This is a genomic window from Streptomyces sp. 549 (genome assembly GCF_030124175.1).
Lineage (GTDB): Bacteria > Actinomycetota > Actinomycetes > Streptomycetales > Streptomycetaceae > Streptomyces.
In genome coordinates this window covers 155,030-167,328 of the sequence record NZ_JASKMT010000011.1, presented here as the reverse complement: position 1 = coordinate 167,328, position 12,299 = coordinate 155,030, and the positions used below count along the sequence as shown (strand labels likewise).

Genomic DNA, 12,299 nt, shown 5'->3' with positions numbered 1-12,299 from the left:
GGGTCAGCGGTGGAAGGGCAGGCCGGCTCCGTCGGCGAGTTCGAGGTCGTCGCCCTCGGGCGGCGGCACGAGCGTGCCGCTGCCGTCGCTGACGGGCACGATGCCCAGGTCGAGCAGTTCGGCCATCGCCGCGTTGCCCGCCATGTCGCGGACCTGGAGCTGGTAGCGGGCGGTGGTGCGGTAGGTGCCGCCCGCCTCGTCGCCGGTGCGCTGCAGGAAGCCGGAGTCGGTGAGGAAGGCGACGGCCTTGCCGACGATGCCGGTGGTGGAGCCGGCGAGGCGGCGGGCGTCCTTGGTCGCGCCGGTGGCGCTGCGCCGGGCCCAGACCCGCCAGGCGGCCTCCAGCCCGGGCGCGTCGGTGGCGGGGTCGGTGTTCTCGCCGCGGGCTGCGGCCTGCTCCTCCAGCCGGCGGCAGGCCTGGCGGACGAAGGCGTCCACGCCGTTGACGGTGAGCCGCCCGACGTAGCCGTCGTCGGCGAGGTCCTCCGGGCGGGGGAAGGCCATGGCGGCGACGGCCAGGTGGGCCAGGCCGTGCAGGAAGCGGTCGGCGGAGTCGGCGGCGGCCCGGCGCGCGTAGTCGCCCATGCGGACGGCGAACACGGAGTCCTCGGCGGCGGTGACTGCCATGCCGGCGCGGGTGGAGACCTCCAGGACGACGAGGCCCAGCCCGGTGGCGACGGCGTCGGCGAGCCGGGCGAACGCCGGGTCCTCGCGGTGGCGGCGGAGCAGTTCGGCGTACTCGGCGTCGCGGGACGGCAGCAGCTTGGGCTGGAGGCCGAAGGAGACGAGCCGGGCCGCGTCGGCGGCGTCCGCCGGGGTGAGCCGGGCGGGTCCTTCGGCGGTGGTGTGCGGGCCTGGCCCGGTGCCGGGTTCGCTCACGTCGTGCGCTCCTCGGTGGTGGTCGGTCATGAGGCGGCCTCGGACCGTCCGGCGGCCATGCCGGCGGCGTCCAGCAGTGCGGTGCCGACGACCAGGTCGGCGCCGCCGAACTCCGGGTCCTCCAGCGGGGTGCCGTCGTCGACGGCGAACAGCAGCCGCTCGTCGCCCTGCCGGTAGGCGGTGCCCACCGGGGGGCTGGCGGCGTGCACGGCGAGCAGCGCCACCAGGTAGGGAAGGTCGCGGTCGTGGCCGCGGGCTTCGGCGAGCAGGCCGGACAGGCGCCGCGGGGCGTCCGGCGGCAGGTCGAGGAGTTCCCGGGCGTCGGCGAGCTGCTGTTCGCTGAAGCGGCTGTCGTCGGGGGTGGTGACCAGGTCCGGTTCTGGCATCTCGGCGCCGAGGTGCTCACGCGGCGCGGGGGGCGTCAGCAGCAGGTCGACGAGGTCGCCGACGCGTACCGCGCCGGGTGTGCGCAGGCCGGTGCCGTGCCGGAAGAACGCCTCGGTGACGCGGGCGGCGCGTTCGAGGGGTTCGGGCAGCAGCGGGGCGAGCAGCTGGCCGTGCAGGTCCAGCCCGGCGCGGCCGGCCGCCGGGGCGAACGCCTGCCGGTCCTGTTCGGCGCGGAACAGCGGGCCGGCCTCCAGCAGGCGGGACTGGAGCTGGGTGTGGCGCCTGATGCAGTCCTTGACTATGTCGACGAGTTCGGCGGCCCGCAGCCGGTGGTCGGGGTGCCGGTCGTCGGCGGTCTCGTCGCGGACGCGGCGGATGTTGGTGAGAATGGCGTTCTCGTGCCGGTAGCGGTCGGCGACGTGGTCGAGCGCCTCGGCGATGAGGTCGGGCACGGTGCGCAGCCAGTCGACGGAGCGCACGTCGCGGCGGGTGGCCTCCAGGGTGCGGCGGAGCGTCTCGGCGTACTGGACGGTGCGGTAGCGGGCCTGCTCGGCGGCGAGCTGGGCGTCCGCCAGCCGGCCGCGGTTGACCAGCACCTCCAGCTTGACCTCGGCGGCGATCTGGGCGCTGGTGACGTCCGTGTCGAGCGCGCCGACCAGGACGTTGACGGCCTCGTCGGTGGTGCGCAGGTACACGCCGCCACCGGGGCCGGGGACCTCCTCGATGAGCTTGAAGTCGTAGTCCCGCCGCACGTAGGCGCCGTCCGGCCCGAAGGTTCCGTAGACGGCGCGGAAGCCGCGGTCGACGCTGCCGACGTTGAGCAGGTTCTCCAGCACCCATCGGGCGACACGCTCGTGCTCGGCGGTGCTCCGCCCCGGGGCCTGCGCGGCGACGCGCGGCAGCAGGCGGGCGACGACGTCCTCGTGGTCGGCGCCGGTGTCGAAGTCCATCTGGAGGGTGACGAGGTCGATGGCGGAGAGGGCCACTTCGGCCATGGCGTAGGTGGTGTACTCCCCCGCCAGGTTCGCCTTGCGGACGTCCAGGTCGTGCAGCGGCGCGGTGCAGGCCAGGGCGCGCAGCCGCCGCGCGAGGCCCTCGTCGGCGGCGGGACCGAGCGCCGGGCGGAGGGAGGGAGCGGCCGGGCGGGGGGCTTGAGCGGCCATCGGGCGGGTGCCGGAGGCACCCGCGGTGGCAGCGCCGGAGGCACCCGCGGTGGCAGCGCCGGAGGCACCCGCGGTGGCAGCGCCGGAGGGTCCGCCGGTGGCGGCGGGCGCAGAGGGGCCGCCGTGGGACGGCGGGCTCTGCCGCCGCTGGCCGGGCACGCCGCTCTGAGCTGGAGAAGTCACGTCGCACAGATTAGGCCGTCGCACCGACATCGCACGAAACGGCACGGTTGGGCAGGAGGCCCGCCGGGTCAGTGCGCGGTGCCGCCCGGCTTCGGACGGGGGCGGGCCAGGAGCAGCGCGACGTCGTCCAGCGGCGTGTGGTGCAGGGCGTGCAGCACGGTGTCGCAGGTCTGTTCCAGGGGTCGCGGGTCACCGGTCAGTACACGTGTCAGGGCGCGCAGCCCGGCGTCGATGGGGGCGCGGCGGTCCTCGACGAGGCCGTCGGTGAACAGCGCGATCGTCGCGCCCTCGGGGAGGTCGCGCTTCTCGGTGCTGAACGGCACCCCGCCGACGCCCAGCGGGGCGGCGTTGGGCAGGTCGACGAGTTCGGCGACGCCCTCGGGCGAGATGAGGACCGGGGGCAGGTGTCCGGCGCTGGAGAGTTCGCACCGGCCGTGCAGCGGGTCGCAGACGGCGTAGACGCAGGTGGCGATGGACTCGCCGAGCGAGGTGAGGATGTCGTCGAGGTGCCGCATCAGTTCGGCGGGCGGCATGTCGAGGCGGGCCAGAGCCCTGGTGGCGGTGCGCAGTTGGCCCATGATGGCGGCGGCGTGCAGGCCCTTGCCCATCACGTCGCCGACGATCAGGCCGAGTTTGCCGTGGCGCAGCGGCAGGACGTCGAACCAGTCCCCGCCGACCGCGCTGACGGCCGGCAGGTAGCGGGCGGCGATCTCGATGTCGGGGTGGCGGGGCGGCGCGTCGGGCAGCAGGCTGCGCTGCAGTGTCAGCGCGGCGTTGCGCTCCCGGCTGTACAGGCGGGCGTTGTCGACGCAGATGGCGGCGCGGGCGGCGAGTTCGGCGGCGAGGGTGAGGTCCTGGTCGTCGAAGGGCCGCGGGTTGCCGGTGCGGTAGAGGCTGACGGTGCCCAGGACGTCGCCGCGTGCGATCAGCGGAGCTGCGAGGTAGGAGTGCACGCCGGCAGCCGTGAGCACGTCGGCGGCGGCTGTGTCCTTCGCGATGCGGCGCACGTCGGCGGAGTCCACCTCGGGGAGCAGGATGGGCCGGGCCTCCCGCACGCACTGGGTGATCATGCGGGTCGGTCCGTAGGACGCGAGTTCGCCGACCTGGTCGGCAGCCTGTGAGGCGTCGGTGCCTTCGGCTGCGATCACGGCCAGCGCCCGGAACCGTGCCGAGCCGTCGGGGCGGACGGCGGCTGCCACCTCACCGCCGAGCACGGAGTCCAGCACATCGACCGCCGCGAGGTCCGCGAGCCGGGGCACGGCCACTTCCGCGAGTTCCCTGGCGGTCTGCTGAAGGTCGAGGGTGGTGCCGATGCGGACGCCGGCGTCGGCGATGACGGCCAGACGGGCCCTGGCGCCGGCCATCTCGGCGGCCACCCGCTGGCGTTCGCTCACGTCGATCGCGGAGGTGGCCACGCCCAGCGGTCTGCCGCGCGGGTCGTCGATGCGGTAGTAGGACACCGACCACACACGTTCCTCGTCGCTGCCGACGGGGCTGCGGCAGGCTGTCATCTGATCCAGCAGGGGCCGGCCGGTCGCCATCACGTGGTGCAGGGCGCGGCGCACCACGTCGGGGTCGACGGCAGGCAGCACGTCTTCGAGGTTGCGGCCGAGCATGGCGCCCGCGGCGAGGCCGCCGGCGCGTTCCAGTGCCGGGTTGACCCGCAGCCAGCGCAGTTCGTTGTCGAACATCCCCATGGCCACCGGGGACTGGTTGACCAGGCTGTTGGAGAGGGCCAGGTCGGTCTCCAGGCGGCGCAGCGTCCCGGCGTCCGCGGCGAGCCCCAGTGCGTGCACGTCGCCGTGGGCGTCGTGCAGCCGGATGTTGCGGAACTCCACCCTCCGGACGGAGCCGTCCTTGGCGCGGACGGGGAAGACGCCCGACCAGCTGGCTCCGGCCCTGACCCTGCCGAACAGCTCCTTCACCAGGCCCAGGTGCTCGGGGGCGACGAGCAGGTGCCCGGCGGGGGCGCCCAGGGCCTCCTCGGCGGAGTACCCGAAGAGGTGCTCGGCCTCCGGGCTCCACAGCACCACGCGTCCGGCGCCGTTGAGGACGAACGCGGCGACGCGGAGCAGGTCGAGCAGGCCGCCGGGCGCGGCACTGACGCCCTCGGCGTCGGTGCCGCCGCGGATCTCCGGCTGCCCGGGGTCGTCCATACCGGCTGCTCCCCCTCTCAGCGCTCGTCGAGGAGTTGCTCGGTCCACATGGTCTTGCCGGAGGATGTGTACCGGCTGCCCCAGCGGTGGGCAAGCTGTGCGACGAGGAAAAGTCCGCGACCGCCCTCGTCGGTCACGCGGGCGCGCCGCAGATGCGGCTGGGTCTGGCTGGGGTCGGACACCTCGCACACCAGCGTCTCGTCCTTGATCAGCCGTACTCCGACCGGGCCGCCCGCGTAGCGGATGGAGTTGGTGACCAGCTCGCTGACGATCAGTTCGGTGACGAAGGCCAGCTCGGTCAGCCCCCACAGGTCGAGGCGTTCGTTGACGAGGTCCCTGGCCCGGGCGACCTGCACCGCCTCGGCGGGGAACGTCCACGACGCGGTGGCCTCCTCGGGCAGCCGGCGGACACGTGCCATCAGCAGGGCGACCTCGTTGTCCGGCGGGCCCTCGGGCAGCAGCTGCCGCAGGATGTCCCGGCCCGTCTCCGCGGGGGTGCGGCCCGACATGGCGGCGGCCCCGATCCGGGCGGCGAGCGTGCCGCCGTCGTCGCCCCGCCGGTGGGAGTCGTCGCCGCGCAGCATCAACTCGTCGCTGCCGAAGGCCAGTACGGAACCTGGTTCCAGTTGCAGTTCCAGCGGTTCGAACGGCTTGCCGCCCATGCCGAGCGGCGGGCCGGGCTTCAGGGCGACGGGCGCGGCGTCGCCGCCGTCCGGCCCGGCGAGAAGCGGCGGCATCCGGCCCGCGCTGGCCATGGCGCAGCGGCCGGTGACCGGGTCGTAGACGCAGTACAGGCAGGTGGCGCCCAGCACGCCCGCCGCGGGGCGGGCGGCGGTGCCGCCGCCGGGGTCGGCCAGCCGCACGGCCAGGTCGTCCAGGTGGGTCAGCAGTTCCTCGGGCGGCAGGTCGAGGTCGGCGAGGGTCTGCACGGCGGTGCGCAGCCGCCCCATGGTGGCGGTCGCGTCCAGGCCGTGCGCGGCCACGTCGCCGACGACGAAGGCCACCTGCGCGGAGGACAGCGAGATGACGTCGTACCAGGTGCCGCCGGTGCCCGCGGTGGTGCCGGCGGGGACGTAGACGCCGGCGGTGTCGGCGGCGCTGGTCTCCACGACGGGTTGCGGCAGCAGGCTGCGCTGGAGTGCCTCCACTGACCGGTGCTCGCGGGTGTAGCGGCGGGCGTTGTCGACGCTGAGCGCCGCGCGGGAGGTGATCTCCTCGGCGAGCGCCGCGTCCCGGGCCGTGAAACCCGTGCGGTCGCCGGTGCGCCACAGGGCGACGGCTCCCAGCACCAGCCCGCGCGCCTGCAGCGGCACGACCATCAGGGACGTCGCGGCGTCGGGGAGCACCAGCCGGGTGCGGCGCCGGTCGCCGCCGTAGCGGCTGCGCAGCCTGGCGAGGTCGGAGGTGAAGACCGGGGTGCCGCTGCGCAGCCGCTCGCTCTCCACGTCCTCGATGCGGAAGGTCTCCCCCACCGGGTACAGCTCCTCGGGCCACGGCCCGTCGTTGTGCGCGGCGGCGACGCGGCGCAGCGGGGCGCCGGCGCGGAAGTCCCCGGGTTCACCGCCGACGAGCACCGTCTCGGTGAGGTCGACGGCGGCGAGGTCGCCCAGACCGGACAACAGCACGCGCACCAGTTCCTCGGCGTTGCTGGTCACGTCGAGGCTGCGCCCGATGCGCTCGGAGGCGGCGTGCAGCAGCGCGAGTCGGCGCCGGTCGGCGCGCTGCTCGGTGACGTCGGTGGACACGCTGGCCACGCCGATCACCCGGCCCGCCGGGTCGCTGAGCCGATACGCGGCCAGCGACACGGCGCGGTCGCCCGCCGGGTCGTGGCGCAGGCGTGCGGGGTGCTCCCAGCCGATCAGCTGCCCACCGGTGTCGGCGACCTCCCGCAGCCGGGCGAGCAGCGCGTCCTGGTCCTCCTGGACGAGCGGGCCGGGGGCCCGGTTGCGCCGCACCACACGCAGTTCCTCGTCGTGCAGGGTGAAGCCGACCGCGGTCTGCTCGAAGAGTTCCCGCAGAAGGGCCTGTTCCCGGTCGGTGCGCCGGGCCTGTTCGAGCGGGACGACGGTGACGAGCAGTCCGTCCTCCAGCGGCACGCCGGTCACCCGTACGGCGACGGGCGGGCCGCCGGGGTGGCGCAGCTGGGTGTCGACGCCCATCGGGCGATCGGCGAGGCGTTCCGCGGGGCTCTCGGCGTCTTCGGCGGGCGGTGTGCGGCCGGGTTCGGTGAGCAGGTCGGCCAGGGGGAGGCCGCGCAGCGCGGCGGCGGGGCGGCCGGTGAGCGCCGCGGCGCCGGGGCTGACGGAGCGGACGGCGCCAAGGGCGTCGAGTACGAGCACCGCGGGTTCCGTGCCGGGCGGCGGGTCTGTGTACGGGCCGTGCTCGCTGGCGCTCACGTCTCTCCCTCACTGCGGGGGCATCGCGGCGGTGTCCCTCCGGCGGTCCGGGCTCTTGTCGTCCCTCCATTCAACCCGCAGCGCCGCAGCGCCGCTCGGTGGGCCGCCCGGGTGTAGGCCGGTCGGTGGTGCGGTGTTCACCCGCTCGGCGGTTGCTCTCCGTAACCTCCGCCGCCGGGTGTCTCCAGCACCAGGACGTCCCCGGTGTCCGCCTCCGCGGCGGCGACCCCTGCCAGGGGCGTCACCGTGCCGTCCGGGTGCTCCAGCGCGTTGCGTCCCAGCGCTCCCGGCCCGCCGCCGGCGAAGCCGTAGGGCGGGACGCGGCGGTGGCCGGTGAGCAGGGCGAGGCTGACGGGTTCGAGGAACCGCAGCCGGCGGCGCACCCCGTCGCCCCCGCGCCAGCGGCCGGTGCCGCCGCTGCCGGTGCGGACAGAGAACTCCTCCACCCGGACGGGCAGCCGCCATTCCAGCACCTCGGGGTCGGTGAGGCGGGAGTTGGTCATGTGGGTCTGCACGGCGTCGGCGCCGTCGAAGCCGTCACCGGCTCCGGAACCGCTGGCGACCGTCTCGTAGTACTGCACCCGGTTGTTGCCGAAGGCGACGTTGTTCATGGTGCCCGACCCTTCGGCCTGCACGCCGAGCGCCCGGTAGAGCGCGCCCGTGACCGCCTGCGAGGTCTCCACGTTGCCCGCGACGGTGGCGGCGGGCGGCCGGGGCGACAGCATGCTGCCGGGCGGGATGCGGATGTCCAGCGGGCGCAGGCAGCCGCCGTTGAGCGGGATGTCGTCGGCGACCAGCGTGCGGAAGACGTACAGCACGGCGGCGGTGACGACCGAGCTGGGCGCGTTGAAGTTGTCCGGGCGCTGCGCCGAGGTGCCGGTGAAGTCGACGACGGCACTGCGGGCGTGCCGGTCGACGCGGACGGCGACCTCGATGACGGCGCCGCTGTCGGTCTCGTAGCGGCAGGTGCCGTCGTTCAGCCCGGCGACGATGCGCCGCACCGACTCCTCCGCGTTGCCCTGGACGTGGCCCATGTAGGCGCGCACCACGTCGATGCCGAACTGGTCGACCAGGGCCCGCAGTTCCTCGATGCCCTTGTTGTTCGCGGCGATCTGGGCCCGCAGGTCGGCGAGATTGGCGTCCGGGTCGCGGGAGGGGTACGGGCCGCGGGTCAGCAGTGCCCTCGTCTCCGCCTCGCGCAGATGGCCGTCGCGGACCAGCAGCCAGTTGTCGAAGAGCACACCCTCCTCGGCCGCGGTCCGGCTGAACGCCGGCATCGACCCGGGGGTGATGCCGCCGATCTCCGCGTGGTGGCCGCGCGAGGCGACCAGGAAGAGGAGTTCGCCGCCGTCCTCGGAGAAGACGGGGCTGACGACGGTGACGTCCGGCAGGTGCGTGCCGCCGTGGAAGGGGTCGTTGACGGCGTGGACGTCGCCGGGGCGCAGCGAGGTGCCGTTGCGGCGCAGGATCTCCTTGACGGTGTCGCCCATCGAGCCCAGGTGCACGGGGATGTGCGGGGCGTTGGCGATCAGGTCGCCGTGGGCGTCGAAGAGCGCGCAGGAGAAGTCGAGCCGCTCCTTGATGTTGACGGAGTGCGCGGTGTTGGCCAGGCGCACGCCCATCTGCTCGGCGACGGCCATGAAGAGGTTGTTGAAGACCTCCAGGCGGACCGGGTCGGCGCGGGTACCGACCGCTGTGGTGCGCGGCCGGGGTGCGGCCCGGGTGAGCAGCAGGTGGCCGGCGGGGCCGGTGCGGGCCTCCCAGCCGGGTTCGACCACCGTGGTGGAGTCGGGCTCGGTGACGAGCGCCGGTCCGCGCACCGTGTCGCCGGAGGTGAGATCGGCACGGCGGTGAAGCGCGGCCGGCTGCCAGCGGCCCCCGGCGTGCACGGGCGAGGGCTCCGGCTGCGGGCCGCCCGGCGCGGTGGGTTCGGCCGGCGGTGGGGCGGACGCTCTGGTGGGCGAGGGGCCGGGCGGCGTGGGGGCGGCGGGCGTGGCGGGCGGCTGGGGGGCGGGGGCCCCGGCGGGCTGCGGGGTGTCGTCGGGCGGGCTGCTGCGGCCGACCGCCTCGACCGCCGCGGTCGCCGCGACCAGCGGCTTGTCCATGGTGAAGCCGTAGCGTGCCCGGTGGGTGCGGGTGAACTCCTCAGCCATCGCCGCGGGTTCGTCGAGCGCCACCGGCAGGGCGGCGTCCGTCCCGGCGTACCGCAGGTGCAGGTGGGCGGTGGTGCGCACCGAGTCGCCGGGCACGCCGTCGGCCCGCAGCTCGGCACGGGTGTGCTCCTCCAGCGCCCGGCACACCTCACGCAGGGAGCCCATGGCCTCCGGCGTCAGCTCGCGTTCCACCGACTGCTCGCGGAGCGCGGTGGCGTCCGCGACGCCGATGCCGTACGCCGAGAGCACGCCCGCCAGCGGCGGCACCACGACGGTGTCCACGCCGAGCGCGTCGGCGACGGCGCAGGCGTGCTGGCCGCCGGCGCCGCCGAAGCTGGCCAGGGCGTAGCGGGTGACGTCGTGGCCGCGCTGCACCGAGATCTTCTTCACCGCGTTGGCCATGTTGAGCACCGCGATCTCCAGGAAGCCCGCCGCGACCTGCTCGGGAGTGCGGTCGTCGCCGCTCTCGCGGCGGGCGCGGTCGGCCAGTGCCGTGAAGCGGCGGCGCACCTCCTCGCGGTCCAGCGGCTGGTCGCCGCGCGGGCCGAAGACGTGCGGGAAGTGCTCGGGCCTGACCCGGCCCAGCATCACGTTGGCGTCGGTCACGGTGAGCGGCCCGCCGCGCCGGTAGCAGGCCGGGCCCGGGTCGGCGCCCGCCGAGTCGGGGCCGACCCGGTAGCGGGTGCCGTCGAAGTGCAGGATCGAGCCGCCGCCCGCGGCGACGGTGTGGATGTCCATCATGGGCGCCCGCATCCGGACCCCTGCGACCTGGGTGTCGAAGCTGCGCTCCAGCTCACCTGCGTAGTGCGAGACGTCTGTCGAGGTGCCGCCCATGTCGAAGCCGATGACGCGGTGGTGCCCGGCCCGCGCGCAGCTGCGGGCCATGCCGACGACGCCGCCGGCCGGCCCGGAGAGCACCGCGTCCTTGCCCCGGAAGTGCCCGGCCTCCCGCAGCCCTCCCCCGGACTGCATGAACATCAGCCGCACTCCGCGCAGTTCACCGGCGACCTGGTCGACGTAGCGCCGCAGTACCGGGGACAGGTAGGCGTCGACCACGGTGGTGTCGCCGCGCGGCACCAGGCGGATCAGCGGGCTGACCTCGTGCGAGCAGCTGACCTGGTGGAAGCCGACCTCCCGGGCGAGCGCGGCGACCTGCTGCTCGTGCCCGGGATGGCGGTAGCCGTGCATCAGCACGATCGCGGCGGAGCGTACGCCCCGGGCGTACGCCGCGCGCAGCCGCTCGGCGGTGGTCGCCAGGTCCAGCGGGCGCACCTGCTCCCCGTGGGCGCCGACCCGCTCCGGGACCTCGACCACCTCCGTGTAGAGCGCGGACGGCAGCACGATGTGCCGGTCGAACAGCCGTGGGCGGTTCTGGTAGGCGATGCGCAGCGCGTCGCGAAACCCGGCGGTGGTCACCAGCACGGTCGGTTCGCCCTTGCGTTCCAGCAGGGCGTTGGTGGCGACGGTGGTGCCCATCTTGACCACCGCGATCCGCTCCGCCGGCACCTCTTCGCCGGGGCCGGTGCCCAGCATGCGGCGGATGCCCTCGACGGCGGCGTCCCGGTAGTGCTCGGGGTGGTGCGAGAGCAGCTTGCCGGTGGTCAGGGTGCCGTCCGGCCGTCTGCCCACCACGTCGGTGAACGTGCCGCCGCGGTCGATCCAGAACTCCCAGCGTCCGGTCATGGCGTCATCGTGCCAGGTGGCGGCCTGCCGTGGAACGCCGCGCTGCGGCGGGTCGGGCAGGCCGCGCACGGGCGGGGCGGCGGATCAGCGGGCGAGGGCGGTGCGGGCCTGGACGACGTGCGCGTAGTGCTCCAGCAGGCGGTCCCCGACCGCCTCCCAGGTGCGGCCGGCCACCGCGGCGCGGCCGGCGTCGGCGAGGGAGCGGCGCAGCGGCGCGTCGTCCCGCAGCCGGCGCACCGCGCTGCGGACCGCTGCGGCGTCCAGCGGCGGCACCAGCAGCCCGGTGCGTTCGTGCGCGACCAGGTCCAGCGGCCCGCCCGCCGCGGGCGCCACCACGGCGACCCCGGCGGCCTGGGCCTCCTGGACCGTCTGGCAGAACGTCTCGAACGGGCCGGTGTGCACGAAGACGTCCAGCGAGGCGTAGACGCGGGCCAGTTCGGCACCGGTGCGGCGGCCCAGGAACCGTGCGCCGGGCAGGGCGGTGCGCAGGGCCGCCTCGCTGGGCCCGTCGCCGACCACGACGGTCCGCACGCCGTCAAGCGCGCCCAAGCCGGCCAGCACCTCCACGTGCTTCTCCGGCGCGAGCCGGCCGACGTAGCCCACCACCAGCTCGCCGCCGGGCGCCCAGCTGCGGCGCAGCGCCTCGTCGCGCAGCTCCGGGCGGAAGCGCGCCGTGTCGACGCCGCGCCCCCACAGCCGCACGCGCGGCACGCCGTGCGCGGCGAGGTCCGCGGCGGCGGGCGAGGAGGGGGCGAGCGTCAGGTCGGCGGCGCTGTGCACGGCGCGTATCCGGCGCCAGGCGGCGGCCTCGCCGGCGCCGAGGTAGGTGCGGGCGTATCCGGCGAGGTCGGTCTGGTAGACGGCGACCGCGGGCCGTCCCAACCGGGCGGCGACCGCCATGCCGCGCACGCCCAGGACGAAGGGGCCGGCGAGGTGGACGACGTCCGGACGGTGGGCGGCCAGCGCAGCGCGCAGCCGGCGGCCGGGCAGCGCCACCCGCACCTGCGGGTAGCCGGGCAGTGGGAGCGAAGGGATGTGCACGACGGGGGCCGGGCCGTCCTGCGGCAGGTCGGTGCCCGGTGCCGGGGCGGGAGCGACGACCAGCACGTCGTGGCCGCGGCGGACCAGGTGGCGGGCGGTCTGCACGGCGCAGTGGGCCACACCGTTGACGTCGGGAGGGTAGGACTCGGTCACGAGGGCTACGCGCATGCCCCGGTTCTCGCCACCGCGGCCGTGCCCGGGGCCACGGCCGTGTGGCCGGGAGGGGAACGGTCCGTGAGGTCTTGGCGCGGGGGTGCG

At 75.4% G+C, this 12,299-nt stretch carries 6 protein-coding genes; all 6 read right to left on the bottom strand.

Features of this window, described 5'->3' with window-relative positions:
* Positions 1 to 3: 3 nt before the first annotated feature.
* The 6 genes from QNO07_RS15310 to QNO07_RS15285 all read right to left on the bottom strand — a co-directional run bounded on the left by QNO07_RS15310 (position 4) and on the right by QNO07_RS15285 (position 12,209).
* Positions 4 to 909: a hypothetical protein gene (locus QNO07_RS15310; protein ID WP_283992552.1), complete on the bottom strand. Its 906-nt coding sequence runs from the start codon at positions 907 to 909 to the stop codon at positions 4 to 6.
* Positions 906 to 2,429: a hypothetical protein gene (locus tag QNO07_RS15305; protein ID WP_283992572.1), complete on the bottom strand. Its 1,524-nt coding sequence runs from the start codon at positions 2,427 to 2,429 to the stop codon at positions 906 to 908. The genes QNO07_RS15310 and QNO07_RS15305 overlap by 4 nt, the downstream gene beginning before the upstream one ends.
* 251 nt (positions 2,430 to 2,680) lie before the next feature.
* Positions 2,681 to 4,768, bottom strand: coding sequence for a SpoIIE family protein phosphatase (locus tag QNO07_RS15300; RefSeq protein ID WP_283992551.1), 2,088 nt, complete (start codon positions 4,766 to 4,768; stop codon positions 2,681 to 2,683).
* A gap of 17 nt (positions 4,769 to 4,785) precedes the next feature.
* Complete coding sequence (locus QNO07_RS15295) at positions 4,786 to 7,164, bottom strand: SpoIIE family protein phosphatase (RefSeq protein ID WP_283992550.1); 2,379 nt, start codon at positions 7,162 to 7,164, stop codon at positions 4,786 to 4,788.
* 137 nt (positions 7,165 to 7,301) lie between these two features.
* On the bottom strand, positions 7,302 to 11,000 hold the full coding sequence (locus tag QNO07_RS15290; RefSeq protein WP_283992549.1) for a hydantoinase B/oxoprolinase family protein: 3,699 nt from the start codon (positions 10,998 to 11,000) through the stop codon (positions 7,302 to 7,304).
* Between the two features lie 84 nt (positions 11,001 to 11,084).
* Entirely contained in the window at positions 11,085 to 12,209 is a 1,125-nt protein-coding gene (locus QNO07_RS15285) for a glycosyltransferase family 4 protein (RefSeq protein ID WP_283992548.1), read from the bottom strand.
* Between the last annotated feature and the right edge of the window lie 90 nt (positions 12,210 to 12,299).